Annotated in this window: 27 protein-coding genes; 17 read left to right on the top strand and 10 right to left on the bottom strand. The window is 70.9% G+C overall.

Features of this window, described 5'->3' with window-relative positions; all coding sequences use genetic code 11:
• Positions 1-10: 10 nt before the first annotated feature.
• Entirely contained in the window at positions 11-964 is a 954-nt protein-coding gene (locus tag ET989_RS02100) for a Clp protease N-terminal domain-containing protein (protein ID WP_131166877.1), read from the bottom strand.
• Positions 961-1,221 (bottom strand): hypothetical protein, encoded by a 261-nt coding sequence (locus tag ET989_RS02105; RefSeq protein WP_131166878.1) that lies wholly within the window; start codon positions 1,219-1,221, stop codon positions 961-963. The genes ET989_RS02100 and ET989_RS02105 overlap by 4 nt, the downstream gene beginning before the upstream one ends.
• A 73-nt stretch (positions 1,222-1,294) precedes the next feature.
• On the opposite strand from ET989_RS02105, the gene ET989_RS02110 reads away from it, so the two are divergent.
• The 7 genes from ET989_RS02110 (at position 1,295) to ET989_RS02140 (ending at position 5,753) form a co-directional block, all read left to right on the top strand.
• Entirely contained in the window at positions 1,295-1,594 is a 300-nt protein-coding gene (locus ET989_RS02110; protein ID WP_131166879.1) for a hypothetical protein, read from the top strand.
• 88 nt (positions 1,595-1,682) lie between these two features.
• Positions 1,683-2,138, top strand: a complete 456-nt coding sequence (locus ET989_RS02115; protein WP_131166880.1) for a DUF3151 domain-containing protein — start codon at positions 1,683-1,685, stop codon at positions 2,136-2,138.
• Positions 2,139-2,259: 121 nt separating this feature from the next.
• Complete coding sequence (locus tag ET989_RS02120; protein WP_131166881.1) at positions 2,260-3,540, top strand: adenylosuccinate synthase; 1,281 nt, start codon at positions 2,260-2,262, stop codon at positions 3,538-3,540.
• A gap of 117 nt (positions 3,541-3,657) precedes the next feature.
• Positions 3,658-3,888 (top strand): thiol-disulfide oxidoreductase DCC family protein, encoded by a 231-nt coding sequence (locus tag ET989_RS02125; protein ID WP_206662177.1) that lies wholly within the window; start codon positions 3,658-3,660, stop codon positions 3,886-3,888.
• A gap of 188 nt (positions 3,889-4,076) precedes the next feature.
• On the top strand, positions 4,077-4,286 hold the full coding sequence (locus ET989_RS02130) for an alcohol dehydrogenase catalytic domain-containing protein (protein WP_165489985.1): 210 nt from the start codon (positions 4,077-4,079) through the stop codon (positions 4,284-4,286).
• A 286-nt stretch (positions 4,287-4,572) separates the two neighbouring features.
• On the top strand, positions 4,573-4,971 hold the full coding sequence (locus tag ET989_RS15760; RefSeq protein ID WP_131166884.1) for an MFS transporter: 399 nt from the start codon (positions 4,573-4,575) through the stop codon (positions 4,969-4,971).
• Complete coding sequence (locus tag ET989_RS02140) at positions 4,959-5,753, top strand: MFS transporter (RefSeq protein ID WP_131166885.1); 795 nt, start codon at positions 4,959-4,961, stop codon at positions 5,751-5,753. The genes ET989_RS15760 and ET989_RS02140 overlap by 13 nt, the downstream gene beginning before the upstream one ends.
• On the opposite strand, the gene ET989_RS02145 is transcribed toward ET989_RS02140, so the two are convergent.
• The 4 genes from ET989_RS02145 to ET989_RS02160 form a co-directional block, all read right to left on the bottom strand.
• Complete coding sequence (locus ET989_RS02145) at positions 5,731-6,861, bottom strand: ABC transporter ATP-binding protein (protein ID WP_131166886.1); 1,131 nt, start codon at positions 6,859-6,861, stop codon at positions 5,731-5,733. The two genes, ET989_RS02140 and ET989_RS02145, sit on opposite strands and share 23 nt — an antisense overlap.
• A 28-nt stretch (positions 6,862-6,889) precedes the next feature.
• Positions 6,890-8,200: an ABC transporter substrate-binding protein gene (locus ET989_RS02150; RefSeq protein WP_206662178.1), complete on the bottom strand. Its 1,311-nt coding sequence runs from the start codon at positions 8,198-8,200 to the stop codon at positions 6,890-6,892.
• Between the two features lie 74 nt (positions 8,201-8,274).
• Positions 8,275-9,084 (bottom strand): carbohydrate ABC transporter permease, encoded by an 810-nt coding sequence (locus tag ET989_RS02155; RefSeq protein WP_206662179.1) that lies wholly within the window; start codon positions 9,082-9,084, stop codon positions 8,275-8,277.
• Between the two features lie 80 nt (positions 9,085-9,164).
• Positions 9,165-10,106 carry a carbohydrate ABC transporter permease gene (locus ET989_RS02160; protein ID WP_206662180.1) on the bottom strand — a complete coding sequence of 314 codons (942 nt, stop codon included), beginning with the start codon at positions 10,104-10,106 and terminating at the stop codon, positions 9,165-9,167.
• A gap of 130 nt (positions 10,107-10,236) precedes the next feature.
• Between ET989_RS02160 and purD the strand changes: the two genes are divergently transcribed.
• The 7 genes from purD (at position 10,237) to ET989_RS02195 (ending at position 17,138) form a co-directional block, all read left to right on the top strand.
• Positions 10,237-11,502 carry a phosphoribosylamine--glycine ligase gene (gene purD, locus ET989_RS02165; protein WP_131166937.1) on the top strand — a complete coding sequence of 422 codons (1,266 nt, stop codon included), beginning with the start codon at positions 10,237-10,239 and terminating at the stop codon, positions 11,500-11,502.
• Complete coding sequence (locus tag ET989_RS02170) at positions 11,502-11,945, top strand: NUDIX hydrolase (RefSeq protein ID WP_131166889.1); 444 nt, start codon at positions 11,502-11,504, stop codon at positions 11,943-11,945. Before purD ends, ET989_RS02170 begins: the two co-directional genes overlap by 1 nt.
• 91 nt (positions 11,946-12,036) lie before the next feature.
• Positions 12,037-13,470, top strand: a complete 1,434-nt coding sequence (gene purB, locus ET989_RS02175; RefSeq protein WP_131166890.1) for an adenylosuccinate lyase — start codon at positions 12,037-12,039, stop codon at positions 13,468-13,470.
• Positions 13,471-13,773: 303 nt separating this feature from the next.
• Complete coding sequence (locus ET989_RS02180; RefSeq protein WP_421958204.1) at positions 13,774-14,493, top strand: amino acid ABC transporter ATP-binding protein; 720 nt, start codon at positions 13,774-13,776, stop codon at positions 14,491-14,493.
• 61 nt (positions 14,494-14,554) lie between these two features.
• On the top strand, positions 14,555-15,397 hold the full coding sequence (locus tag ET989_RS02185; protein ID WP_131166892.1) for a glutamate ABC transporter substrate-binding protein: 843 nt from the start codon (positions 14,555-14,557) through the stop codon (positions 15,395-15,397).
• Positions 15,398-15,501: 104 nt separating this feature from the next.
• A complete protein-coding gene (locus ET989_RS02190; RefSeq protein WP_131166893.1) occupies positions 15,502-16,173 on the top strand; it encodes an amino acid ABC transporter permease in 672 nt (223 codons plus the stop codon).
• Positions 16,170-17,138 (top strand): amino acid ABC transporter permease, encoded by a 969-nt coding sequence (locus ET989_RS02195; RefSeq protein ID WP_131166894.1) that lies wholly within the window; start codon positions 16,170-16,172, stop codon positions 17,136-17,138. Before ET989_RS02190 ends, ET989_RS02195 begins: the two co-directional genes overlap by 4 nt.
• Before the next feature lie 4 nt (positions 17,139-17,142).
• On the opposite strand, the gene ET989_RS02200 is transcribed toward ET989_RS02195, so the two are convergent.
• From ET989_RS02200 to ET989_RS02210, 3 genes are all read right to left on the bottom strand, one after another.
• Positions 17,143-17,952, bottom strand: coding sequence for a pseudouridine synthase (locus tag ET989_RS02200; protein WP_206662191.1), 810 nt, complete (start codon positions 17,950-17,952; stop codon positions 17,143-17,145).
• A 112-nt stretch (positions 17,953-18,064) separates the two neighbouring features.
• Positions 18,065-19,498, bottom strand: coding sequence for a nitronate monooxygenase (locus tag ET989_RS02205; RefSeq protein ID WP_206662181.1), 1,434 nt, complete (start codon positions 19,496-19,498; stop codon positions 18,065-18,067).
• Between the two features lie 181 nt (positions 19,499-19,679).
• Complete coding sequence (locus ET989_RS02210; RefSeq protein WP_131166896.1) at positions 19,680-20,354, bottom strand: helix-turn-helix transcriptional regulator; 675 nt, start codon at positions 20,352-20,354, stop codon at positions 19,680-19,682.
• 123 nt (positions 20,355-20,477) lie between these two features.
• Here ET989_RS02210 and ET989_RS02215 point away from each other — a divergent pair, with 123 nt between their 5' ends.
• Genes ET989_RS02215 through ET989_RS02225 form a run of 3 tightly spaced genes read left to right on the top strand, consistent with a single transcriptional unit; the run spans position 20,478 to position 24,523 of the window.
• The gene (locus ET989_RS02215) at positions 20,478-20,762 is read left to right on the top strand and encodes a DUF2249 domain-containing protein (protein WP_131166897.1); all 285 of its coding nucleotides are present in this window, start codon (positions 20,478-20,480) and stop codon (positions 20,760-20,762) included.
• A 10-nt stretch (positions 20,763-20,772) separates the two neighbouring features.
• A complete protein-coding gene (locus ET989_RS02220) occupies positions 20,773-21,876 on the top strand; it encodes a hypothetical protein (RefSeq protein ID WP_241656170.1) in 1,104 nt (367 codons plus the stop codon).
• Positions 21,869-24,523: a multicopper oxidase domain-containing protein gene (locus ET989_RS02225; protein WP_131166898.1), complete on the top strand. Its 2,655-nt coding sequence runs from the start codon at positions 21,869-21,871 to the stop codon at positions 24,521-24,523. The genes ET989_RS02220 and ET989_RS02225 overlap by 8 nt, the downstream gene beginning before the upstream one ends.
• Before the next feature lie 19 nt (positions 24,524-24,542).
• Here ET989_RS02225 and ET989_RS02230 read toward each other — a convergent pair whose 3' ends face one another.
• Positions 24,543-25,769, bottom strand: coding sequence for a PQQ-dependent sugar dehydrogenase (locus tag ET989_RS02230; protein WP_131166899.1), 1,227 nt, complete (start codon positions 25,767-25,769; stop codon positions 24,543-24,545).
• Positions 25,770-25,855: the final 86 nt, after the last annotated feature.

Genomic DNA, 25,855 nt, shown 5'->3' on the forward strand with positions numbered 1-25,855 from the left:
TCCTCGGCGGTCAGGCGTCCTGTCGGTCGGCGATACCGAACGCCGTGGCCGCCATGGAGTACAGCAGGCCCCACGCGCTCATCCTGTCCACCACCGGACGGATCAGCCGGCCGAGCAGGCCGAACGTGCGGCGTCCGGACGTGCGCGTCACATCGGCGCCGCCAGGGGCGGGCCGGACCTCGAAGCGGTCGTAGGTGATGGGCTGGCCGGCGTGGGCGCTGTCCTCGGCGGTGGTCACCCAGGTGATGACCTCGGCGTCGCCCTCGCGCTCGCGGGTGCAGGCCAAGCTCACCGTGAGCGACTTCGAACCCTTGCGGAGCTGGTTGCGCAGGCCATCCGCGGACACCGTCGTCTTGTCGGGGTCGTACGCCCACACGCGCAGGAAGGTGGGGTCGGCGAGGGTGTCGGCCACCAACTCGGGGGGCGAGGAGACGAACGTCCCGACGCGGAACGCGTGGGCCGGATCGGGGAGGAGGCCCGGCACGACCGGGACCTGCTCGGCCGAGTAGGCCTCGTCGGATCCCGCCTTCAGTTCCGGCACCAGGTCCTGCGGGACGACGCCGTCGGCCGCCACGAGCCGGCGCACGGTGCCCGACGGTTCCTGCAGGAGGGCGACGAGGATCGCGAAGGTGTCCGGGGCGCGGCCGGCCTGGTCGATGAGGGCCCTGGCGCGGGGGGTGGCCTTCCAATCGCCCTCGCCGAGCTCGTGGAGCGTGCGGGGCGGTGGCAGCGTCGCGGTGGCGTCCGGGAGCCCGAGGGAGGCGAGGTCGGCGTCCATCGCCTCGCGGGCCCGGGCACGGGCCGAGGAGAGGGAGATGCCGTGACGCCCGAGCACGCGGCCGGCCGAGCCGCCGATGGAGAGCAAGCCGAGGTAGAGGTGGTCGAGGTCGACCTCGGTCGCACGGACGCGGGCGGCCTCGCGCCAGGCGGCATGGGCCCAGAGGGCGGTCAGGGTCAGGCTCATCGGTGGTTCCTCTCGCGGAGTTCGGGGGTGATGCGGCGCACGTACTTCTTGTGGACGGCCTGGCGGGTGACGCCGAGGGCGGCCGCGATCTCGGGCCAGCCGTGGCCTGCGCTCAGGGCGTTCTCGACCTGCGTGAACTCGAGGGTGTCGGCCAGCTTGCGCAGGGACGCCACGGCCCGCAGCGCCGCCAGCGGGTCTCCGGGGTCGGCCGCCGCCCGCGCGACGTCCTGGGGTCGGGGCGCGGGGTCAGGGTCCATGGGAGCAACTTTGGTTGACAACGGCCGCGGCTGTCAACCCGGGTTGCTCTCGCGTGGTTGTACGGTGTTGGCCATGACCATCGGACCCGCCGAGACCGTCGCACTCCTCGCCGTGTTCGGGGCGATCTTCCTCATCATGATGCGCGGGCCCCGCACCGCGACTGCCGGCGAGAACCTGGCGAGCATCTTCGAGGAGCCCTCGCGGCCTCTGCCCGGCCAGAAGGCCCGCGTGTGGGCGCTGGCCACGCTGTACGACGCCGGCGTGGACGCCGACTCCGACCCGGTCTACGCGATGAAGGTGCTGCGGCAGGCCGAGCCGCGGCTGTCTCTGGTGGCGGCCAAGGCGCTGGTGGACACGATCAACCGCTACTGAGGGGCTGTCGGCGGGAAGGGGTGCCTGAGGTGCGGGCCCCAGCGAGCCTCGAAGGGCCCCGGGGCCTTCCACCACTAGGCTGACGTCCATGTCGAGTGACGCGCGCACCCTGCTGCTGGCCGCCCCCGTGGGGCGCACGGAACTGCCGGTCGACGAGGCGCTCGACGACATCGTCGCGCTGGGGGAGGGATCCTTCCTCGACGTCGTGGCCAAGCACCCCGCCTCGTCGCTGGCGTGGGCGCTGTTGGCCGAGGGCTCGCTGAGCGCGCGCACGACGCAGGGCAACCTGTCGGCGTACGCGTTCGCCCGCACCGGGTACCACCGCGGGTTGGACGCCCTCCGTCGCGCCGGCTGGCGGGGCAAGGGCCCGATCCCGTGGGCCCACGAGCCGAACCAGGGTTTCCTGCGCGCGCTGTGGGCGTTGGCGTCCGCGGCGTATCGCATCGGGGAGCAGGCCGAGTACGAACGCTGCGTGTTGTTCCTGCTGGAGGCGTCCGAGGAGGGCTACGTCGAGCTGGCCCGCACGCGTCCGCTCGCGCTCTGAGCCGCGCCCGGGGCGTCCGGAAGGCGGACCCACGGCGTCGGAACGGTGTTTCGGATAGGATGCTGTGGTAAGAGCCCGGCCAGCCTTGCGCCGGGCTTTCGCTTTGCAGAAGGGGCAACGGATGCCTGGGATCGTCGTGATCGGCACGCAGTGGGGAGACGAGGGCAAGGGGAAGGCCACCGACCAGCTCGGCGACTCCGTCGACTACACGGTGCGCTACTCGGGCGGCAACAACGCCGGCCACACCCTCGTCGTCAACGGTGAGAAGTACGCCTTGCACCTGCTCCCCAGCGGCATCCTGAACCCGGGCATCCCGGTGATCGGCAACGGGGTGGTGGTCGACCTCGAGGTGCTGTTCAGCGAGATCGACGCCCTCAACGCCCGCGGCATCGACACGTCGCGGCTCATCCTGAGCGCCAACGCGCACATCATCGCGCCGTACCACAAGACCCTCGACAAGGTCACCGAGCGGTTCCTCGGCAAGCGCAAGATCGGCACCACCGGCCGCGGCGTCGGGCCCGCGTACGCCGACAAGATCAACCGCGTGGGCCTCCGCATCCAGGACCTGCTGGACGAGCAGTTGCTGCGCGACAAGGTCGCCGCCTCGCTGATCCAGAAGAACCAGCTTCTGGTGAAGGTCTACAACCAGATGGCGGTGGACGCCGACGAGGTGGCCGACCACCTGCTGAGCTTCGCCGACCGCGTCCGCCCCATGGTCCGCGACGTCGCCCGCGAGTTGAACGACGCCCTCGAGGCCGGCAAGCTCGTCGTCTTCGAGGGTGCCCAGGCGCACCACCTCGACGTCGACCACGGCACCTACCCGTACGTGACGTCGTCCAACCCGATCGCGGCCGGCGCGTGCACCGGTTCGGGCGTGGGCCCGAACCGCCTCGACCGCATCGTCGGTATCGCGAAGGCGTACACCACTCGCGTGGGTGAGGGGCCGTTCCCGACCGAGCTGCTCGACGCGGACGGCGACCGGCTGCGCCACGACGGCGGCGAGTTCGGCACCACGACCGGACGCCCGCGCCGCTGTGGCTGGTTCGACCCGCTGGTGGTCGAGGCCGCGTGCACCTACAACGGCGTGACCGACGTGTTCCTGACGAAGCTGGACATCCTGACCGGCTGGGAGAAGATCCCGGTCTGCGTGGCGTACGAGGTCGACGGCGAGCGCGTGGAGCACTACCCGGTGATGATGGACGACATCGTCAAGGCCAAGCCGGTCTATGAGTACCTCGACGGCTGGACCGAGGACATCTCCGGCTGCCGCAGCTTCGACGAGCTGCCGGCCACCTGCCAGGCCTACGTGAAGCGCCTCGAGGAGCTCATCCGCTGCCGCATCTCCGGCATCGGCGTGGGCCCGGGCCGCGAGCAGGCGGTCATGATCCACGACCTGGTCTGATGCACCTCCTCTACGACGCCGACTGCGGGTTCTGCTCGCGTTCGGCGTCGTGGCTTGCTGCGTCGGGAGTCCCGGGGGTGCGGTCGATGCAGTCGCTCGACCTAGGGCGCGTTGGGGGTGGACGCCGTGCGTGCGGGTCGCGAGATCCCGGCCGTGCTGGCGGACGGTCGTGTGGTGTACGGCGCCCGCGCGATCGGGGAGGCGCTGCGGTTCGGGCCCTGGTGGCTGCGTGGCGCGGGGTGGCTGATCCGACGTCCCCTCGCGTGGCCTGCTGATCTGGTCTACCGCTTCGTGTCGCGGTTCCGGCACCGCCTCCCCGGCGGTACCGGGGAGTGCCGGCTGGGCTGATCGACGCGTAATTCTCGGGCCCCGATGGGGGTCAGGGGTGTTCGCCTGGACCTTGGCCGAATGTCGGGCCGGAACCATCAAAGATCCGGGGTCCGATGGGCACTAGGGTGGACGCACCGACGAGGGAGGGCATCATGCGCGCGGTCAGGCGCCACGGGGTGGGCGATCTCAGAATCACCGCCGACCCCATGCCCCAGAAGATCGAGGGGTTCACCCGGGTGCGGATCGGCGCGGTCGGGCTGTGCGGGTCTGACCTGCACTGGCTTTCCGAAGGGGGCATCGGTGACGTGCGCATCGAGCACCCGATCATCCCGGGCCACGAGCAGGGCGGCGTGGCCCTCGACGGCCCGTTCGCCGGCCGCGTGGTCGCGATCGACCCGGCTCTGCCGTGCCGTTAGTGCGCGCGCTGCCTGGAGGGGAACCCGAACCTCTGCCCGCGAATCGCCTTCTCCGGCAACGCTGGCCTCGACGGGGGCCTGTGCGAGGTGATGAGCTGGCCGACGCACGCGGTGGTGCCGCTGCCCGAGGGTATGACCGCCGAGGACGCCGCGATGCTCGAGCCGCTTGGGGTCGCGATCCATGCCTGGGACCTCGGCCACGTGAGGCTCGGTGACCGGGTCGCCGTGGTGGGTGCGGGGCCCATCGGGCTCTTCCTGGTCCAGTTGGCGGCGCGCAGCCTGACCGATGAGGTCGTCGCCGTCGAACCGCTGGAACATCGCGCGGCGTCCGTTCATCTTCGTGGGGGCGCTGTTGCTCGTGCGGGTGATGGCGTGGTTGTGGCTGCCGCAGCCGCCGCCCGCCTCGCAGGCCGGGCTGGCCGTCTGGGCGGCGCTCACCTACATCGCCTACAACACCGTGCAGACGATCGTGTCGGTGCCTTACTCGAGCCTGTCCACCGAGGTGAGCGCCGACTTCGATCAGCGCAACAAGGTCAACGTGCTGAGGCTGCTGTTCTCGACGGTCGCCAGCGCCGGCACCACCCTGCTCGCGGCGCGGCTCTTCGAGGACTACCGCCACGGACGCCTCGAACTCGGCGCGCTCTACCTGGTCATCGTCTCGGCTTCGGCGGCGTGTTCGCGCTGATCATGCTCGGGGTCGCGCTCTTCACCCGCGAGCGCGTGCCCGCGCCGGCGCGAGCCGAGCCGTTCACGCTGGCTGGATTCCTGGCCCCGCTCCGGCTGAGCCCCTACCGGCGGCTGCTGGGCATGTACCTGTGCCAGGCGCTGGCGTTCGACGTGATCACCACGACCGTCATGTACTACACGCTCTACGTCGTCACCGGGGTCAGCTCGCAGGTGCTGCTGGGCATCTTCATCGCCGTCAACGTCGTGGTGTTCCCGGTGGTCAACGTGCTGGTCGGGCGGGTCGACAAGCACCGGATCTACCGCACGCTGCTGCCGATCGCCGTCGCGATGGTGTTCGTGGTGGCGCTGTTCCCGCGCGGCGCGAACCCCGTGCTGCTGTACGCGGCGACCGGCGTGATGGCGGTCGGGTTCGTGGGCGCGCAGCTGATGAGCTGGGTCATGTTCCCCGACGTGCTGGACGCCGCCGAGCTCGCCACCGGCCAGCGCAACGCCGGCGGCTTCACGGGACTGATGACGTTCATCCGGGGGATGGCCGCAGCGCTGACAATCCAGCTCGTCGCGATGGTGCTGCAGTTCACCGGCTACCGCGCCCCTGTCGGAGCCGAGGTGGTCGCGCAGCCCGACGACGTGCAGTGGGGGATCCGGCTCACCCTGCTGGGCGCCGTCGCCGTGCTGCTGTCGTTGGGCTGGTGGATCTCCCGGCGCTACCCACTCACCTTGGCCCGCTGCCGCCAGATGCAGGACGAACTGCTCGAACTCAGGCGACGTACTCGAGGTTGACCTCCGACTGGGGGTCGAAGAAGGTGCACTCGCCGACGCGTGGCTTGATGTGCAGGACGTCCTCGGCCTGGAAGTTGTGCCGCTTGTCTTCTCGGATGATGACGCGCTGTCCCCGGACCGTGACCGGCGAGTCGTCGGTCAAGATCGGGTCGCAGTACAGGAACAACTCCGAGCCCAAGTGCTCGACCAGGTTGACGCGGGCCGGCACGCTGCCCGCCGGGGCCGCCGCGCCGCTGCCGACCACCTCCCACGACTCGGGGCGGACGCCAACCGTCACCCTGCTTCCCCCACGGCCCACCAGCTCCCGGGGCATGCCGAGGTCGGAGGCTCGGTCCCCTCCGAGGGTGGCATATCCATCGCGGATCGTGATGCCGTCCATCAGCGTGACCGCCGGGGAGCCGATGAAGCCGGCCACGAACGTGTTGATCGGCTTCTCGTAGAGGGTGGTCGGGGTGTCCACCTGCTGGACGACGCCATCCTTGAGCACACACACCCGGTCGCCCATTGTCATAGCCTCGGTCTGGTCGTGGGTGACGTAGACGGTGGTGACGCCGAGCTCGCGCTGCAACTGAGCGATTTGGCTGCGCGTGGAGACGCGCAGCTTGGCGTCCAGGTTGGACAGGGGCTCGTCCATGCAGAACACCTTCGGGTCGCGCACGATCGCGCGGCCCATCGCGACGCGTTGCCGCTGGCCACCCGACATGGTGCCGGGCTTGGTGTCGAGGAGGGGCTCCAGCTCGAGCATCTTGGCCGCCGCGGCGACCTTTTCGGCGATGATGCCAGCCGGCACCTTCGCGTTCTCGAGGGCGAACGCCATGTTCTGACGAGCCGTCATGTTGGGGTAGAGCGCGTAGCTCTGGAACACCATGGCCGTGTCGCGGTTGCGGGCAGGCACCTCCGAGACGTCCACGCCGTCGATGAAGATCCACCCCTCGTCGACGGGCTCGAGCCCAGCCAGCATCCGCAGGGTCGTGGACTTGCCACAGCCCGAGGGGCCGACGAGCACGAGGAACTCCCCGTCGTCGATGGTGAGGTCGATCCGGTTGACGGCCGGAGGGCGGTTCGGGTCGTAGATGCGGGACGCCTGTCGGAACTCGACTCTGGCCATGGTGTCCTCCTTGCTGGGTGCGGTCAGGTCAGAGCAGCGGCTCGATGTCGCGCTTGTAGACGGTGGCCGTCTCGGACTGCAGCTGCTCGAAGACCTGCTCGACGTCCTGGCCGCCGATCGTGATCTTGTCCAGGCCGCCACCGATCCGTGCGCCACCACCGGGGATGAATACGCGGGCGTAGTCCTGCGGGGCCGTGTTCTCGGCGAGCTGTTTGATCGCGGTCATCGCGTTCGGGGTCTTCTCGAGGTACGCCTTCTCCTCGGGGTCGTCCACGGCGTCCTTGCGCACGGGCATGTAGCCGGTCGCCTGCGTGAAGGTGATCGTGTTCTTCGTGTTGGTGACGAAGTCGATGAACTTGGTGGCGTTGAGCTTGCGCTCGTCGCTGATGCCGTTCGGGATCGCGAGGCCCGCGCCACCCGTGCAGGCGCCGGGCTTGGGACCGGGCAGGTAGGTGGTGATGAACGGGAACTGCGCTGCCTTGGTCAGGCCACCCAGCGAACCGGTCGACTGCAGCAGGCCGGCCGAGCCACCGATGCCGAAGGTGTTGTTGGCGTCCTTGGCGATGCCGATGTGGCCGGCCTTGAACTGCTCGGCGAGGAACGTTCCCGCCTCGATCGACTTGGGATCGGTGAAGTTCGGCGTCCACTCCTTGCTGTAGGAGCCGCCGAAGGTCCAGATCATGCCCTGGAAGTACCAGTCGAGGTAGTTGGAGCCGTCGGGCACCATCAGCGCGGGCTTGCCGCCGTTGGCTTCGACAAGCTTGGGGGCCCACTCGGCGAACTCGGCCCAGGACTGTGGACCCTTGTCCGCGGCCAAACCGGCCTTGGCCAGGATGTCCTGGTTCCAGTACATCAGGGTGGTCGAGCGCGCAAACGGGACGCCGTAGTGCTTGCCGTCGTAGGCGTAGTCCTCGCGGAGCGTGTCGACGTAGCTGCTCGCGTCGACGCCAGCCTCCTTCCACAGGTCGTCCAGGGGGGCGGTCGCCTCGTTCAGGGCAAAGTTGAACCAGGTCACGTCAGAGGCCACGATCACGTCGGGGAGGTCTCCCCCCGCGAGGGCGGCGTTGAACTTCTGGCCCAGTTCCTCGTAGTTCGCACCGCCGTCGACGAGCTGCACCGGCAAGTTCGGGTTCTCTGCGTTCCAGGCGTCGATGATCTTCTGCTCGACCTCCTTGGATGAACCGGGGTGGTTGGACCACCACTGGATGGTGCCGCTGCCCTTCTGGCCACCGCCGGACGAAGCGGCAGCGCCGCCGGTACTGCCGCCGGTGCATCCGGCGATCGCGGTGGCCGCGAGGCCGGCTCCCGCGAGGCCGAGCAGATTGCGACGAGAGATCATGACGTGCTCCATTTCCTTGGTTACCTTGTGTCGTGGGTGGGGTGGATCGGGGGAGGGGCGGAGACGCCCGGGGCTCAGCCCTTGACAGCGCCCGCAGTGAGACCCTTGATCATGCGCTTTTGCAGGATCAGGTAGACGATGAGGATGGGGACGGTGGTGAGGACGGTGCCTGCCATCACCGGTCCCCAGTTGGTGAGGCCCTCGTTCTGCTGCAGCCGAGTGAGGCCCACCGGCAAGGGCGTGACCACGTCCGTGTCAGCGATGAGGAACGGCCAGAGGTACTGGTTCCACTCATTCACGAGCGTGATGAGGGTGAACGCGACGACCGTCGGCCAGGACATGGGCAGGACGACCCGCCACAGGGTGCGGAGGAAGCTGGTGCCATCCATGCGGGCGGCCTCCATGATCTCCTTGGGCAGGCTCAGGAAGTGGTTGCGCATCAGGAAGGCTCCGAAGGCCACCCCGGCCAGCGGGACGATGATGCCCACGAAGGTGTTGCGCCACCCGAGGCTCGCGACGAGGGCGTAGTTGGAGATGATCGTGATCTGGTTGGGCACCATGAGTGCGGCGACCACGACCAGGAACAGCGCGTTGCGGAACGGGAAGCGCAGGAACGCGAACGCATAGGCACTCATCACGCCCAGCGCCACCTGCACGACCGTGAGGATGACGGTGATGATGATTGAGTTGCGCAGGTACGTGCCGAAGTTCACCGTTTCCATCACGTAGGAGTAGTTCCCCGGCTGCAACGGGTTCGGGATCCACGTGAGCGGGTCGGAATAGATGTCGGGCTGGGTCTTCAGCGACGTGACCACGATGAAGTACACCGGCACGAGGATCATGGCGACTACCAGGGCGAGGCCCAGGTAGCCGATGACCTTCATCCAGGGCCTGGCCTCGGGTGCGGCCGATCTGGTACGCCTGACAGGTGCCTCGGTCCCGGTCCGCCTCGCGGTGGGGTTCGTCATGCGTCGTTCCCGTCTTGGAGGCGGACCTGGATCAGCGTGATGACCAGCACGATGGTGAACATGATCGTCGCGACGGTCGCGCCGTAGCCTGCCCGTGAGTTCACGAAGGTCTCCTGGTACACCTGGAACACGATGGTGGTGGTGCCGATGCCCAGCGGGCCGCCTTGGGTCATCGCTTGGATGATGTCGAAGACCTGGAACGAGCTGAGCAGCACCGTCACCGAGAGGAAGAAGGTGGTGGGCCGCAGCTGGGGGAGGACCACGCGGAAGAAGTGCCGTGTGGGCGAAGTGCCGTCGATCTCGGACGCCTCGTCGAGGTCCTTGCGCCGGCCCTGCAGGGCAGCGAGGTAGATGACGAAGACGTAGCCGAGGTTCTTCCAGATGTAGGTCGCGGTCACCATGAACAACGCCCAACCCGAGTTCTGGTAGAAGTTCGGGGCTGTGACGCCGACCTTGTCGAGGAGGTCCTGAATCAGGCCGAAGTTGGGGTCGAACACGAACTGGAAGGCGACGCCGATGGCTGCCCCGGAGATCACGTACGGTGCGAAGACCAGGGAGCGGACGGCGCCGCGGCCGAACAGCTTCTGGTCCAACAGCAGCGCGAGGGCCAGGCCCAGCACCATCGAACCCGCGACGGCGGCGACCGTGAAGATGACCGTGTTGGCCATGATGGTCCACGAGTCCGACGAGGTGAACCACTCGACGTAGTTGCCCAGACCGACGAACCGCATGCGCGGCGACGAGATGTTCCAGTTGTAGAACGACAACCGGATGTTGTCGACGAGCGGCCGATAGGTGAAGACGACCAGCAACGCGAGGTTCGGCGCCAGCAACAGGGCAGCCAAACCGATCTCGCGCCAGTTCCAGCCCCGCTTCCTGCGGGGTGGCTCCGCGTGGAGGGGGCCGGCCCCGGCAGCTGCCATGTGGGTCGTGGTCACGTGGCTGAAGCTAGGTCGCCCGAGCGACGCGTTGTGGTGTGTTTGGTTACGCGTTGACAAACACCGGGCAACTGGTTGCTGCAACACGCCGCGCCGCGTCGCTCGATAGGGTGTCGGCGTGGCTCGTGAACTGACCGTCCTCGTCCTCGGCAACGGGGGCCGCGAGCATGCGCTCGCGCTCGCCCTTCACCGTGATCCCTCCGTCGTCGGCCTCCACGTCGCCCCGGGCAACCCCGGCACCGCGGCCGTCGCGACGAATCACGCCGTCGACGCCTCGGACTCCGGCGCCGTCGTGGCGCTCGCCCGCGAGATCGGCGCGAACCTGGTGGTCGTCGGGCCTGAGGCGCCACTGGTCGCCGGGGTCGCCGACGCCGTGCGCGCTGCCGGCATCGCCTGCTTCGGCCCGTCGGCTGAGGCCGCACAGATCGAGGGGTCCAAGCAATTCGCCAAGCAGATCATGGAGGCCGCCGGCGTCCCCACCGCGGCGTCGGTCTACTGCACCACCGTCGACGAGGTCGCCGCGGCGATCGACCGCTTCGGCCCTCCCTACGTCGTGAAGCAGGACGGCCTGGCCGCGGGCAAGGGCGTCATCGTCACCCCCGACCGGGACGCCGCGCTCGAGCACGCCGCCGACGCCCTGCCCGCCATCGTCGAGGAGTACCTCGACGGTCCTGAGGTGTCCCTGTTCGCGATCACCGACGGGGTGACCGCGCTTCCGTTGCAGCCGGCCCAGGACTTCAAGCGCGTCGGCGACGGCGACGCGGGCCCCAACACCGGCGGCATGGGCGCGTACACGCCGCTGCCGTGGGCGCCCGACGGCCTGGTCGAGGCGATCATGCGCGACGTCGTGCAGCCGACCGTCGACGAGATGGCCCGCCGCGGCACCCCGTTCACCGGCCTGCTCTACGCCGGCCTGGCCCTCACCTCGCGCGGGCTGCGGGTGGTCGAGTTCAACTGCCGCTTCGGCGACCCCGAGACCCAGGCGGTGCTGTCGCTGCTGGAGTCCCCGCTTGGTGAAGTGCTGGACGCCGCCTCCACCGGCCGGCTCGCCGAGGTGGGGGAGCTGGCGTGGTCGCCCGACTCCGCCGTCATCGTCGTGCTGGCCGCCGACGGATACCCGGGCGTCCCGGCCAAGGGCGGGTCCATCGCCGGGCCGCGCCTGTTCGGCTCCGACGACGCGGTCCACATCGCGCACGCGGGCACGGCAGGGGGCGAGGCCGCGCTCACGGCGTCCGGCGGTCGGGTGCTGGGCGTGGTCGGGCGCGGCGCCGACCTGAGTGCTGCCCGCGCGGCCGCCTACGCCGCCATCGACGAACTGGACGCCCCCACCCTCTTCTGCCGTCGCGACATTGCCGAGCGCGCGGCGTCAGGGAAGATCTCGACGCCCGCGCTCTGATGGGGGTCACCGAGGAGCGCATCCGCAACCTGGTCGTCGGGTTGGTGGTCCGCGACGGGCACGTGCTCCTCGAGGAGTACCCCGGCGACGCGTGGCAGGGCTCCTTCCTGCGGGCGCTCGGCGGCGGGCTCGAGTTCGGCGAGCGGGTGGTTGAGGGGCTGTCCCGGGAGTTCCGGGAGGAGCTCGACGTCGAGGTGGAGGCCGTCCGTTCGCTGGGCTGCCTCGACAACATCTTCACGTGGCAGGGCCGGCCCGCCCACGAGGTCGTGCACGTCTTCGAGGTGGCCTCGCCCGGCTTCGACGCGTGGCCGGTCGAGCGCCGCGTCCGGGTGCCCGACGCCCCCACCCAGGCCGGCTGGTGGCCGATCGCAGAACTGGACGGGCGGGATGTCTACCCCGACGGCATCACCGACATCATCCGCTCGCTCGAGGACGACCGATGACCCACCGGCTCTTGTTCAGCTTGCGGCGTCCCTGACCTGAGCGCCGTGGGAGAATGCTCGGGCCACCACTCGCCCTGAACCGAGGAGCACCATGACCGTCCCCAACGTGCTGGCCACCCGCTACGCGTCGCCCGCGATGCGCGACCTGTGGAGCCCCGAGCACAAGATCGTCGCCGAGCGCCGGCTCTGGCTGGCCGTCATCGAGGCGCAGCGCGACCTGGGTGTCGACTTCGGTGGGGCGGACGCCGACGCAGTGCTCGCCGACTACAACCGCGTGCTGGAGCAGGTCGACCTCGACTCGATCGCCGCGCGTGAGCGCGTCACCCGCCACGACGTGAAGGCCCGCATCGAGGAGTTCAACGACCTCGCGGGGCACGAGCACGTCCACAAGGGCATGACGTCGCGCGACCTGACCGAGAACGTCGAGCAGTACCAGGTGCTCGCCGCGTTGAAGCTGGTCCGCGAGCGCGTGGTGACGGTGCTGGTGGCGCTGTCCCGCTTGGCCGTCCAGTACCGCGACACGGCGATGGCCGGTCGGTCGCACAACGTGGCCGCCCAGATGACCACGCTGGGCAAGCGCTTCGCGACCGCCATCGACGAGCTGCTGGTCGCCTACGACCGCCTCGACAACCTGATCGAGCGCTACCCGGCGCGCGGCATCAAGGGCCCGGTCGGCACCGCCCAGGACATGCTCGACCTGCTCGGTGGTGACTCCGCCAGGCTCGCCGACCTGGAGCAGCGGGTCGCCAAGCACCTCGGCTTCGAGCGCGTGCTCACCTCGACGGGCCAGGTCTACCCGCGCTCCCTCGACGTCGACGTGCTGTCGGCGCTCACCCAGGTCGCGGCCGCGCCGTCCAACGTGGCGACGTCGATCCGCCTCATGGCAGGCGCCGAGCTGGTCACCGAAGGGTTCAAGGAGGGCCAGGTCGGCTCGTCGGCGATGCCGCACAAGATGAACACCCGCTCGTGCGAGCGCGTCAACGGCCTCGCGGTCGTGCTGCGCGGCTACCTGTCGATGGTGGGCGAGCTGGCCGGCGACCAGTGGAACGAGGGCGACGTCTCCTGCTCGGTGGTTCGCCGCGTCGCGCTGCCCGACGCCTTCTACGCCATCGACGGCCTCTTCGAGACCTTCCTCACCGTGCTCGGCGAGTTCGGCGCCTTCCCGGCGGTCATCGAGGCCGAGCTGCAGCGCTACCTGCCCTTCCTGACCACCACGAAGGTGCTGATGGCCGCCGTCCAGCACGGTGTCGGCCGCGAGGTCGCGCACGAGGTCATCAAGGAGCACGCCGTCGCCGTCGCGCTGGAGATGCGCCAGAAGGGCCTCAAGGAGAACGACCTGCTCGACCGCCTCGCGGGCGACGAGCGGCTGGGCGTCGACCGGGAGGTGCTGGACGCCGCCGTGGCCAACCCGCTCGAGCTCACCGGCTCGGCCGCCGCCCAGGTGCACGCCGTCGTCGAGCGCGTCCGCGAGCTGGCGGCCAAGCACCCCGAGGGCGCCGCCTACGCGCCGGGCGAGGTCCTCTGACCCTCACAACGCGCTTCCTCCCTCGAAACGCTGATTGTTTCCGCGTTGCGAGGGGGGAACCACGTTGAGAGCCGAGGGCTCCACTTCCGTCCGCCGAGGGCTCCACTTCCGTCCGCCGAGGGCTCCACTTCCGTCCGCCGAGGGCTTGGGTTTCATCGAAACCCAAGCCCTCGGCGGATGAAACCCAAGCCCTCGGCGCAACAGGATTGTGATCGCATGGTTACCGGCCCCCGCGCCGTTGGGGGCAGACATCTCCGGCACTGACTGGGTAGGTTGCACCCCATGCCAGAGCCGTTGGTCGTCATGAAGGACGTGAACAAGCACTACGGGGACATGCAGGCCCTCAAGCAGATCAACATGACCGTGGGTAAGGGTGAGGTCGTCGTCCTCATCGGCCCGTCGGGTTCGGGCAAGTCCACGCTCATCCGGACGATCAACCGCCTCGAGACCATCACCGACGGCACGATCACCATCGACGGCGTCCTCCTGCCCGAGGAGGGTGCTGGCCTGGCCAAGCTCCGCTCCGACGTCGGCATGGTCTTCCAGTCGTTCAACCTGTTCGCCCACAAGACGATCCTCGAGAACGTCACGCTGGGGCCGATCAAGGTGCGCGGCATGAAGAAGGCGGACGCCGACGCCAAGGCCATGGAGCTGCTCAAGCGCGTCGGCGTCGACCACCAGGCCAACAAGTACCCTGCCCAGCTCTCCGGCGGCCAGCAGCAGCGCGTCGCAATCGCCCGCGCCCTGGCCATGGAGCCCAAGGTGATGCTCTTCGACGAGCCGACCTCCGCGCTGGACCCCGAGATGATCAACGAGGTGCTCGACGTCATGATCCAGCTCGCGAAGTCGGGCATGACCATGGTCGTCGTCACCCACGAGATGGGGTTCGCCCGCAAGGCCGCGAACCGCGTGGTGTTCCTCGCCGACGGCCAGATCGTCGAGGAGAACACTCCCGAGGAGTTCTTCACCAACCCGCAGTCGGACCGTGCCAAGGACTTCCTCGGCAAGATCCTGACGCACTGACACCACAGCCTGTCCGCGTCGCCTCGACGCAGCCCACGGGAAAAACACGAAGGAGAACCACATGTTCACACGACGACTGATCGCCACCGCGGCTGCCGCGGGTATGGCCCTCACCCTCGCCGCGTGCGGCGGCGGGGCGGCGACCCCGGCCGCCACCGGGGGCCCCGCCGGCGGAGACGGCATCAAGATCGGCATCAAGTTCGACCAGCCCGGCCTGGGCCTGCGCGAGGGCGACAGCTACACGGGCTTCGACGTCGAGGTCGCCAAGTTCGTGGCCAAGGAGCTCGGCCACGAGGAGGGTGACATCGAGTGGATCGAGTCCCCGAGCGCCCAGCGCGAGACCCTCATCGAGACCGACCAGGTCGACCTGATCTTCGCCACCTACTCGATCACCGACAAGCGCAAGGAGCGTGTCTCCTTCGCAGGGCCGTACTTCATCGCCGGCCAGGGCCTGCTGGTGCGCGCCGACGACAGCTCGATCACCGGCCAGGACACCCTGGGCGGCAAGAAGCTGTGCTCCGTGACCGGTTCGACCCCGGCCCAGAAGATCAAGGACGCCTACCCCGACGTCGAGCTCCAGGAGTTCGGCACCTACTCCGAGTGCCTGCCGGCCTTGCTGAACGGCACGATCGACGCCGTCACCACCGACGACACGATCCTCGCCGGCTTCGCAGCCCAGTCCCAGTACGCGGGCAAGCTGAAGCTCGTCGGTGAGCCCTTCACCACGGAGAACTACGGTGTCGGCCTCAAGAAGGGCGACACCGCGCTCTGCGAGCAGGTCAACGCCGCCATCACCAAGATGGTCTCCGAGGGTGCCTGGGAGGCTGCGATCGAGAAGACCCTCGGCGCGGCCGACTACACCGCCGGCCCCGGCAACCCGCCGACCCCGGCCGCCTGCTCCTGATCCGCTGACCGGCTTCCCTGAGGTGTGACGGACGGGCCTTCGAGGCTCGCTCCGCTCGCACCTCAGGGACCTCAGGACGCTATTCCCTACTACCCGGAGGGCGCATGCTCGACATCCTCACCCGGTACGACATCCTCGGCGCCTTCTGGATGACCATTCAGTTGTCCTTCTGGGCCGCGCTGGGGTCGCTCGCACTCGGCACGATCCTGGCCATCATGCGCGTGTCTCCGGTGGCCGTGCTGCAGAAGCTCGGCGCGCTCTACGTCAACGTCGCCCGGAACACGCCCCTGACCCTGATCCTGGTCTTCTGCGTGCTGGGCGCCTTCTACATCCTCCAGTTGTCGCTGGCGCCGGCGAGCGCCCCGCTGCGGACGCAGATCTTCTTGTGGGCCATCGTCGGGCTCTCGCTCTACCACGCGGCCTTCGTGTGCGAGGCGCTGCGCTCCGGCGTCAACACGGTGCCGGTCGGGCAGGCCGAGGCGGCGCGGGCGATCGGGCTCACCTTCACCCAGTCGCTGTCGCAGGTGATCCTGCCCCAGGCGTTCCGCGGCGCCATCGCCCCCCTGGGCTCGGTGCTGATCGCGCTCATCAAGAACACGACGGTCGCCTCGATCATCGGCAGCCAAGAGGCTTCGGCGATGATGAAGACGATCGTCGAGAACGAGACCGGATCCCTGCTGGTGTTCTTCATCTTCGCCCTTGGCTTCGTCATCCTGACCCTCCCGATCGGCGTCGGCTTCACCGAGATGTCGCGCCGCCTGGCGGTGAAGCGATGAGCGCACAAGCCGTCCTGTTCGACGCGCCCGGCCCCAAGGCCCGCCGTCGCCACGCCATCCTCACGGTGCTCGGCCTCCTGCTGGCCGCCGGCATTTTCGGCGCCTTCATCTGGCGCCTGTACGAGACCGCCCAGCTCGAGCCCCAGCTTTGGACGCCCTTCCTCGAGGGTCAGACCTGGACGCAGTACCTGCTGCCCGGCCTCTGGAGGACCCTCCAGGCCGCGCTGGTGTCGGTCGTGTTCGCGATCGTGTTCGGACTCATCTTCGGCATGGGTCGCCTGTCGCAGGCCAGGCCCCTGCGCTGGGCATGCGGCGTCATCGTGGAGTTCTTCCGGTCCGTGCCCGTCCTGCTGATGATGACGTTCCTGTTCTTCTTCATGGCACGCAACTTCGGCATGCCCGGCCAGACGGCGTCCTTCTGGGCCGTCATCGTCGGCTTGACGCTCTACAACGGCTCGGTCATCGCCGAGCTGGTGCGCTCGGGCGTCCACCAGCTGCCCAAGGGGCAGCGTGAGGCCGGCCTTGCCATCGGCCTGACCTCGGCGAAGACCCTGCGCTCGATCGAGCTGCCGCAGGCGCTGACCGCGATGCTGCCGGCGCTGATGAGCCAGCTCGTCGTCATCCTGAAGGACAGCGCGCTCGGCACCGCGATCACCTACCCCGAGCTGATCGCCGCCGCCCGCCAGCTGGGCTCGCGCCACGGCAACGTGATCGCCGCCTACATCGTGGTGGGCATCATCTTCGTGCTGATCAACTGGCTCCTCACCGTCGCCGCCGGCCGCGTCGAGCGGTTCATCAACCGCCGCGGCCACACCGCGGCCCCGGCCAAGACCGCGGCGTCCACCCTCGTGCAGGGTGGCGGAGCGCCAGGCGAGTTCGGCGCCAACATCGCCGACGCGGTCGAGGAGGAGGTCGACGACTGGCGCGACCGCAACCAACGCGGGAGGCGCGTCGCCGACGAGTGATCGGCTACGGCCAGTCCAGCGGTGCCCGGGAGGTGAACTCCCGGGCATCGCCGTCGAGGGGGTCGGTGAACGCGAGCGTGCGCGCGACCAGGCGCAGCGGGGGCCCCGGCTCTTCGGGGGGCTCCGTCACGACCGGGTAGAGCGGGTCGCCGATGATGGGCGCGCCGAGCCCGTTCAGGTGGACGCGCAGTTGGTGCGTGCGCCCCGTGGTCGGCTCCAGTCGGTAGCGGCCCACGTCGCCGCGCGACTCCACCAGCGTCACCACGGTGCGGGCGTTCGGCTCGGCGTCCGGCACCTCGACGGCCTGCAGCGAGCCGCGCCGCTTCACGATGTGGCTCTCCACGACGGTCGGCGCGGCCAGGGCGGGCAGCGCGGCCGCGAGGGCCTCGTACGTCTTGGCAGCCCGCCGCTCGGCGAACAACCCCTGGTAGGCGGCCCGGTGCTCCCGACGCACGGTGAACAGCAGGATGCCCGCGGTGAGCCGGTCCAGCCGGTGGGCGGGCGCGAGGTCGGGCAGGCCGAGCTGGCGGCGCAGCTTCACCAGCGCTGAGGAGTTGACGTGCTCCCCGCGCGGGATGGTCGCCAGCAAGTGCGGCTTGTCGACCACCACGATCCGGTCGTCGCGGTGCAGCACGGCGAGGTCGTCCGGCTCGGGGTCCTCAGGCGGGTCCTTGTGGAACCAGACGAACGTGGCCGAGGTGTAGGGCGTGCCCGGCGCGATCGGGTGGCCCGCGGCGTCCACGAACCGACCCTCGGCCAGCCAGGCGTCGACCGGGACGCGCCCAGGCAGCCGGTCGCGCAGGAAGGCGTCCAGCGTGGCCCACGGCGCGGGCTCGTCGCCGACCCGGGCGGGCGTCCGCACCCGGACGGCGTCCAGTCCGTCCCGCTGCGGCAGGGGCGGACGCGCGCGGCGGCGTCCCACGGCCTCAGGCGGCGCCGGTGGCCGCGTCGCGCAGCAGGTAGGTGACGGCCTCGGTGCCCGTCCACCCCGCGGGGTGCTCGGCGAGCAGGCCGCGGGCGCCGGTCAGGTCGGAGCCCAGGGTGATGGCCGGGTCCTCGACGTAGCCGTCCTTGCGGCGCTGGGGCATGCCGATGTTGGCGAACAGGGCGTTGCACAGGCACTTGCGGCCGACCGTCTCCGCGATGTCGCCGCCCTTCTTGACGTACATGTGCACCGGCTCGGAGGCGCACCGGTAGACGACCTTGCCGTCGGGGGTCTCGGCGGGCTGGCGCAGGTAGCCGAGGTCGCAGATGCGGTTGCGGGCCTCGTAGACCTCTTGCTCCGACAGCGTGCCGTCCAGGCGGGCCACCTTGAACGGGAAGCCCGTCGGGGAGGCGAGCGCGTCGTTCTTCACCTGCAGCGTGCCGGCGCGCAGCTCTTCCAGCAGCTGGCCCCGGATCGCGTCGGTGAGGCCCGACTCGGACGCCAGCGCGAAGATCGTGCCGCACTGGACGCCCTGGGCGCCGGCCTTGATCGCCTCGGCGACCCGCTCGGGTGTGGACCAGGCGCCGGCCATCCAGAACGGCAGCCCGAGGGCGACCATCTTGGCGATGTCGGCGTCGTCCTTGGGGGAGTAGATGGGCTGGCCCAGCTCGTCAAGGATCAGCTTGCCGCGCGGTGGGGCGCTGTGGCCGCCGGCGACGGGGCCCTCGACGACGAACCCGTCGGGGCGGATCTCGGGGTCGCGGGCGAGGTAGCCGCCCAGCACGTGCAGGGAGATGATCGCGAGGAACTCGGGGCGCTTCATCGGGGGCAGCGGCTCGCCGAGGAAGGTCACCGGGTCGAGTACGGCGGTGTGGATCTTGGTCTGGTTGTCGACCTCGATGGTCATCCGCCCGGGGCGTCCGGCCGCGAACTCGGTGAGCACGCGCGGCATCTCCTTGGGGATGCCCGCGCCCATCAGCACGTAGTCCACCCCGGCGAGCATGCCGCCCAAGGTGGCCGACAGCGTGGCGGTCTGGATCTTCTGCAGGAAGTTGATGCCCACGACGCCGTCGTGGCCCTCCTTGGCCAGCCACACCTCGGCGAAGTTGCCCACGAGGCTCAGCTCGATGGCCGCACGCGTGGGGGCGATGGTGAGCGTGGGGTGCGGGCGGTAGGGCTGGCCCTCGGCCCGGCCCTCGGGGAGGTAGTACGCGTTCATGACCCGCTCGGCGATCTCCGGAACGGGGAAGTGGGCGAGCGCGCGGCGGACGTGGCCGCCGGGGTCGCCGTCCTGCAGCACGCGGGCGACGACGCCGTCGAGCCCGGTGCCGGACACGACGCCCAGCTGGCCGGCGCGCGCGACAGCGTTGGCCAGGCGCCACGACGACACGGCGACGCCCATGCCGCCCTGGATGATGGTCGGGTGCTGGGGCATGGTGACTCCTCGCGGTGGGATGAACCTACGGTAGCGTAGGTTGCGCGGTACTGCGAGTCGGTTCTGCCCGCCGCCGGGGTGGACGCGCGGCGATTGCGCGAAATCCACCCGACGGTGCACGGGCGTGAGCCGCGGGATCGGGGCCACGAGGGCGTGCAGATGATGTGGGCGACCAGGGCCGTCAATCTCGTTTGGGTCGCATGCCGGCAACCCCTGGTCGGGGGCTGGTGTGCACTTCGAGGCGGCAGGCCCCGATCTCGGCGAACGGCAGCAGGCGGACGCGGTCGTGGCCGAGGGTGCCCTGGACGAGCCCTTGGTGGATCGCGCACATCACCTCGGGATGCTCGCGGGCCGAGGCGAGGATGGGGCAGGACAGCAGCCGGGTGGTGCCGGGGGTGTCCGGGTCGGGCTCGGGCGCGAACCCCAGCTCGTCCAGCACGTCGAACAGCGCGCGACCGCGGCGGCGCTCACCCCACGCGCGGCCGATCGCGTGGGCCTCGGCGCGGGCGTCCGGCAGGCCGGCGAGCCGGTCGGCGATGGCGTCGACGAGCTCGGCGTAGGCGGTGTCGGCGGCGTCCCCGGCGAGCGCGCGGCGTCCGGACGCCGTCAGCGACCAGCCCTGGGCCGGACGCCCGCGCCCGCCCGCGGCGAGGGGTGTGGAGGTGGCGTGCCCGTCGGCGGCCAGGCCGTCGAGGTGCTGGCGGGTCGCGTTGGGGTGGCCGCCCAGGCGCGCGGCCAGCGTGGACAGCGTGGCGTCGGGGCCGAGTTCGTCCAGCGCGGACGCGACGCGCGCGCGGGAGGGACTGAGTGGCTCCTGCGTGCTGGCGGGAGCCGGTCCGAGTCGGTGGCGGTCCACGTGGCCAGTGTACTCGTATTTCTACAGCCGAAGGTGTATAAATAGCGTGAGGGTGGCCCCTCACCGGACTCAAGGGGCCGCCCTCCACCTGTCCGGACCTCCACCGCCAGCATGAGGAGAACGATGAACGACCTGCCCATCACCGAGAAGAAGGCCACCTGCGGCTGCGCGCACCACGACGAGGAGCTGCCCGTCCTCGACGCCCGCGCCATCCCGCATGCGATCCGCCACGCGGCCATCCTCGGCTCGGTCGCGTCCCTGACGCCCGGCCGCGCGCTGGCCCTCGTCGCGCCCCACGACCCGCTGCCGCTGCTCGCGCAGGTCCGCGAGGCGCACGGCGATGCCATCGAGGTCACCTACCTCGAGGAGGGCCCGGACGTCTGGACCCTCAAGCTCGCCCGCGTCTGATCGCGCCGCAGTGACGACCACGCAGGCGCCCGCCGAGCCGCGACCCACGGCGTCCCGACCGCGCGCGGCGCGGGGCCGGATCGCCCTGCTCGGGCTCGGCGGTGCCTGCCTGCTGGCCGGGCTGGACGCCGCGCTGCTCGCCGTCGGCGTGTGGGCGCCGGTCGGGGCGACGCACCTGCCCGACGTTCACGGCATGGTGATGGTGCTCGGCTTCATGGGCACCCTCATCGCGCTCGAGCGCGCCCAGGCCCTGCGGCAGCCGTGGGCGTACCTGGCCCCGGGCGTGCTGGGCGCCGGCGGGGTCGCGCTGGTGCTCGGCCAGCACCTCATCGGGCAGCTGCTGCTCGTGCAGGGCTGCCTGCTCTTCCTGGCGGTCCTCCTCGGCCTGTGGCGCCGCGCGCCGCTGCCGCTGGTCGCCGTGCAGGCGCTGTCGGTCGTGCTCGCCGCGGCGGCCGCCGCGCTGTGGCTGGTCGTCGACGTCGCCGCCCTCATCGGGCTGCTGACCGGCTTCCTCGTGCTCACCATCGCCGCCGAGCGCGCCGAGCTGGCGCAGTTGGCGATGGGGCGCCGGGCCGTCCCGACGCTGGTGGTGCTGGGGTCGTGGGTGGCGCTCGCGGCGTCCGCCACCGTCGTGTGGCCGGACGCCGGCGCCCGCGCGCTGGGACTCGGCCTCGTCGTGGTCGCCGCCTGGTTGCTGCGCGACGACGTGGCGCGGCGCATGGTCCGCGCCGACGGGCTGCGCCGCTACAACGGGGCCGCCCTGCTCGGCGGCTACGGCTGGCTCGCGGTGGCCGGCCTGACCTGGCTGGTCGGCGGCGTCCCGGCGACCGACGCGGCGTACGACATCGCCATCCACGCCACCTTCCTCGGATTCGGAATGTCCATGATCATGGCCCACGCGCCGATCATCTTCCCCACCGTCCTCGGCCGGCCGCTGCCGTACCGGCCGGCGCTCTGGCTGCCGCTCGTCGTGCTGAACACCGCGCTGGCGGCCCGCGTGGTGGGCGACCTCACCGGCCGCGGCCCCCTCTGGGAGGTCGGCTCGGTCGGCACCGTCGTCGCGCTGCTGCTGTTCGTTGTCACGGCCGTCGGGGTGGTGGTCCGCGGTGAGTGAGGCCGGACGCCCCGCCGGCCGCACCCGCCGTCTGCGCGACCACGTCGCCCTCGGCTGGCTCTTCGCCGCGCTCGTGCTGACCGTCGTGCACCGCTGGGTGCCGTCGTCGAGCTGGCTGATGGTGCACCTGGTCCTGCTCGGCGCCCTGTCGCACTCGGCGCTGGTGTGGAGCGAGCACTTCGCGCACACCCTGCTGCGCTCGCCGCCCGACGAGGCCGGACGCCGCCGCCAGGGCGTCCGGATCGGGCTGCTCGGCGTCGGCTCGCTGCTGGTGTTCGTGGGCGTGCCCTGGGAGCGGTGGTGGCTCGTCGTGGTAGGGGCCTCGCTGGCGTCGGCGGCGGTGCTGTGGCACGCCGCCCACCTGGTGCACACCATGCGCGGTGCGTTGCCGAACAGGTTCCGCGTCGTCACCCACTACTACATTGCCGCCGCCCTCTGCCTGCCGGTCGGCGCCGGGTTGGGCGCCACGCTGGCGTCCGGCCTGTCCGAGGACGCCCACGGCCGATTGCTGACCGCCCACATGGCCCTCAACCTGCTCGGGTGGGTCGGGTTCACCGTCACGGGCACCCTCGTCACCTTCTGGCCCACAATGCTGCGCACCCGCATGGACGACCGCGCCGAGGCGCTGGCACGCCAGGCGCTGCCGCTGCTGGCCTGCGGCCTCGCGGTGCTCGTCGCCGGGGCGCTGCTCGGCTGGCGCCCGCTCGCGCTGACCGGCCTGGCCGCCTACGTCGGCGGGCTGGCGTGGTGGGGCCGGGCGCTCGCGGTGCCGCTGCGGGCCAAGGGGCTCCGGGAGTTCGCGCCGGCGTCCGTGCTCGCCGCGCTCGTGTGGGCCGTCGTGGGCCTGAGCTGGGTCGGGTGCCTGCTGGCCACCACCGGGGAGTGGGCCGCCGTGACGGACGCCTCCCTGACGTTGGCGGCCGTGTTCGCCGTCGGCTTCGCCGCGCAGCTGTTGTCCGGGGCGCTGTCGTACCTGATCCCGAGCGTGCTGGGCGGCGGGCCCTCCGTCGTCCGCGCCGGGCAGGCGTGGTTCGACCGCTGGGCCCTGTGGCGGCTCGTCGTCGTCAACGCCGGGCTGCTGCTCTGGCTGCTGCCTGCCCCGTCGTGGGTGCGGGTCACCGTCTCCTCGCTGGTGGTGCTGGCGTTGGCGCTGTTCTTGCCCCTGCTGGTGCAGGGGGCCAAGGCGTCCGCGAAGGCGCGGCGGGAGCTGGCCGCCGACGGCCCGCGGCCCGCCGGGCGCCCGGCCGAGCCGGAGCGGCGCCTCTGGTCGGGCGGCCAGGCCATCGCGGCCGTGACGGCGCTCGTCCTCGCGCTGACGGTCGGCGTCGGCGTCGACCCGTCCGCCGCCGGCCTGTCCACCGCTGTGGCCGCGCCCACGGCGTCCGAGGTGGCGCCGACGGGCAACACCACCCGGGTCGAGGTCGTCGCGGAGGGCATGTCCTACACGCCCAGCCGCATCACGGTGCCGCGCGGCGACCGGCTCGTCGTGGTGCTGCGCAACGCGGACGCGACCACCGCCCACGACCTCCTCGTCGGCGCCGCTCGGACGCCCCGGCTGCAGCCCGGCGAGACCGCCGAGCTGGACGCCGGCGTCATCGGCGCCCCGACGCGGGGCTGGTGCAGCGTCGCCGGGCACCGTCAGATGGGCATGGTGCTCGACATCGTCGTCGAGGGCGAGGCGCCGGCCGTCACACCCGCGGACGCCGCGGGTGGCCACGCGGGGCACGGCACGGCGCATGCGGGAGCGATCCCGGCGGTGCCGGACGCCACGCTGTCCCGCGTCGTCGACCCCGCCTTGGCGCCGCTGGGCGAGGAGAGGGTGCACCGGGTCACGTTCACGGTGACCGAGGTGCCCCTGGAGGTAGCGCCCGGCCTGTGGCAGACCCGCTGGACGTTCAACGGCGGCTCCGTCGGGCCGACCCTGCACGGCCGCGTCGGCGACGTGTTCGAAGTCACGCTGGTCAACGACGGCACCATCGGGCATTCGATCGACTTCCACGCCGGGGCGCTCGCGCCCGACCGGCCCATGCGGACGATCCCGCCGGGGGAGTCGCTCGTCTACCGGTTCACCGCCACCCGCGCCGGCATCTGGATGTACCACTGCTCGACCATGCCGATGTCGACGCACATCGCCGCCGGCATGCACGGGGCGGTCGTCATCGAGCCCGAGGGATTGCCCGCGGTCGACCACAGCTACGTGCTGGTGCAGTCGGAGGTGTTCCTCGCCAACGCGGCGCACACCCCCGAGGAGGCCCTCGAGGTCGACGTCGACAAGATCAACGCCGAGCGCCCCGACCGGGTCGTCTTCAACGGCGTCGCCAACCAGTACGACCAGCAGCCCTTCCGCGTGCGGGTGGGCGAGCGGGTGCGGTTCTGGGTGCTGGACGCCGGGCCCAACCGGCCGAGCTCGTTCCACGTCGTGGGGGGCCAGTTCGACACGTCCTGGACCGAGGGCACCTACACGCTGCGCCGCGGCGAGGGCGCGTTCGGGGCGTCCGACGGCGGCGCGCAGGTGCTGCCGCTGCTGCCCGCCCAGGGCGGGTTCGTGGAGCTGACGTTCCCCGAGCCGGGCCACTACCCGGTGGTTTCCCACGTGATGGTGGACGCCGAACGTGGTGCCCACGCGGTCGTCGAGGTCAGCCGCTGAGCGTCCCCGGCGGGCGTGATCAGGGGGCGGTCAGCTGCAGCAGACGGCCACCGGGGGCGTCCTCCAGCAGCCAGATCGAGCCGTCGGGGGCCTCGGTCACCGCGCGGATGCGCTGGCCCATCTCCCACAGGTCGCCCTGGGTGGCGTCCTCGCCGTCGAGGTCGACCCGGATCAGGGCCTGGCCCGACAGGGCTCCCACGAACGCGTCGCCGGCCCACTGCGGGAACTGCTCGCCGGAGTGGATCATCAACGAGCCCGGCGAGATCGACGGCGTCCACCACACCTTGGGGGCGGTGAAGCCGTCGCCCTCGACGTGGTCGGGGATGTCCCCGCCGCCGTAGTGCGACCCGTTGGACGCCCGCGGCCAGCCGTAGTTCGCGCCCTGCTCGATGAGGTTGACCTCGTCGCCGCCCTGGGCGCCCATCTCGCTGGACCACAGGCGGCCCTCGGCGTCGAAGGCCAGCCCCAGCGGGTTGCGGTGGCCGTAGCTCCAGATCTCGTCCGAGGGGGAGCCCCGGTCGGCGAACGGGTTGCCGGGGGCGGGGGCGCCGTCGGGCGTGAGGCGCATGATCTTGCCCAGGCCGCTGCCGAGGTCCTGGGCGGGCTCCATCTTCTGGCGGTCACCCGAGCTGACGAACAGGTACTGCCCGTCGGGGGAGAACGCCAGGCGGTGGCTGAAGTGCCCGTTGCCGGAGGTCTTGGGGGTCTGCCGCCAGATGACCTCGAGCCCGTCGAGGCGGGGGGCGTCCCCCTCCACGAGGAGGCGGGCCCGGCCGACGACGGCTCCGGTGCCCCCGTCGCCCCGCTCGATCCAGCTGAGGTAAACGGTGGCGTCCGACCCGTAGGTCGGGCCGGGGACGATGTCACCCAACCCGCCCTGACCCGCGTCGACGACGTCGGGAACCCCGGCCACCTCCAGCAGCCGGCCGCTGGCCTGGTCACGCAGGTGCATCGTGCCGGAGCGCTCGGTGATCGCCAGCCAGTCCGTGCCGGGCAGGAACGCCATCGCCCAGGGCTCGGCGAAGTCGGCGACCTCGGTGACGACGAACGGGCGCCCGTCCGGCCCCAGCCGTGGCTCGGACGCGGGCGTCCCGGCCGCGCTGGGCGTGGCCGGGACGGGGGTTGTTCCGGGGGTGGAGGTGGTGGGGGCCACGGGCGCGCTCGGGGTCTGGGTCGCAGGCGCGGAGCAGCCGGCCAGCAGGGCCGCGGAGGCGAGGGCGGCGGCCAGGTTGCGTGGTCGTGCCATGTCACGAGGCTACCGGGCGCCCTGGGTGTGCAGTTCGAGGCGGCGATCCCATCGCTGTGGCGCTGGGGTCGCCGCCGCGCACACCC

The organism is Propioniciclava sinopodophylli, from assembly GCF_004324755.1.
In the GTDB taxonomy this organism is placed as follows: domain Bacteria; phylum Actinomycetota; class Actinomycetes; order Propionibacteriales; family Propionibacteriaceae; genus Propioniciclava; species Propioniciclava sinopodophylli.

Bases quoted from the DNA above. Each gene is read 5' to 3' on its own strand.
- ET989_RS02145 (WP_131166886.1), bottom strand. From the start codon at position 6,861: ATGGCCAGAGTCGAGTTCCGACAGGCGTCCCGCATCTACGACCCGAAC.
- ET989_RS02185 (WP_131166892.1), top strand. From the start codon at position 14,555: ATGTTCACACGACGACTGATCGCCACCGCGGCTGCCGCGGGTATGGCC.
- purB (WP_131166890.1), top strand. From the start codon at position 12,037: ATGACCGTCCCCAACGTGCTGGCCACCCGCTACGCGTCGCCCGCGATG.
- ET989_RS02100 (WP_131166877.1), bottom strand. From the start codon at position 964: ATGAGCCTGACCCTGACCGCCCTCTGGGCCCATGCCGCCTGGCGCGAG.
- ET989_RS02215 (WP_131166897.1), top strand. From the start codon at position 20,478: ATGAACGACCTGCCCATCACCGAGAAGAAGGCCACCTGCGGCTGCGCG.
- ET989_RS02180 (WP_421958204.1), top strand. From the start codon at position 13,774: ATGAAGGACGTGAACAAGCACTACGGGGACATGCAGGCCCTCAAGCAG.
- ET989_RS15760 (WP_131166884.1), top strand. From the start codon at position 4,573: ATGAGGTCGTCGCCGTCGAACCGCTGGAACATCGCGCGGCGTCCGTTC.
- ET989_RS02130 (WP_165489985.1), top strand. From the start codon at position 4,077: ATGCCCCAGAAGATCGAGGGGTTCACCCGGGTGCGGATCGGCGCGGTC.
- ET989_RS02230 (WP_131166899.1), bottom strand. From the start codon at position 25,769: ATGGCACGACCACGCAACCTGGCCGCCGCCCTCGCCTCCGCGGCCCTG.
- ET989_RS02190 (WP_131166893.1), top strand. From the start codon at position 15,502: ATGCTCGACATCCTCACCCGGTACGACATCCTCGGCGCCTTCTGGATG.
- ET989_RS02120 (WP_131166881.1), top strand. From the start codon at position 2,260: ATGCCTGGGATCGTCGTGATCGGCACGCAGTGGGGAGACGAGGGCAAG.
- ET989_RS02205 (WP_206662181.1), bottom strand. From the start codon at position 19,498: ATGCCCCAGCACCCGACCATCATCCAGGGCGGCATGGGCGTCGCCGTG.
- ET989_RS02105 (WP_131166878.1), bottom strand. From the start codon at position 1,221: ATGGACCCTGACCCCGCGCCCCGACCCCAGGACGTCGCGCGGGCGGCG.
- ET989_RS02110 (WP_131166879.1), top strand. From the start codon at position 1,295: ATGACCATCGGACCCGCCGAGACCGTCGCACTCCTCGCCGTGTTCGGG.
- ET989_RS02150 (WP_206662178.1), bottom strand. From the start codon at position 8,200: ATGATCTCTCGTCGCAATCTGCTCGGCCTCGCGGGAGCCGGCCTCGCG.
- ET989_RS02155 (WP_206662179.1), bottom strand. From the start codon at position 9,084: ATGAAGGTCATCGGCTACCTGGGCCTCGCCCTGGTAGTCGCCATGATC.
- ET989_RS02115 (WP_131166880.1), top strand. From the start codon at position 1,683: ATGTCGAGTGACGCGCGCACCCTGCTGCTGGCCGCCCCCGTGGGGCGC.
- ET989_RS02170 (WP_131166889.1), top strand. From the start codon at position 11,502: ATGGGGGTCACCGAGGAGCGCATCCGCAACCTGGTCGTCGGGTTGGTG.
- ET989_RS02195 (WP_131166894.1), top strand. From the start codon at position 16,170: ATGAGCGCACAAGCCGTCCTGTTCGACGCGCCCGGCCCCAAGGCCCGC.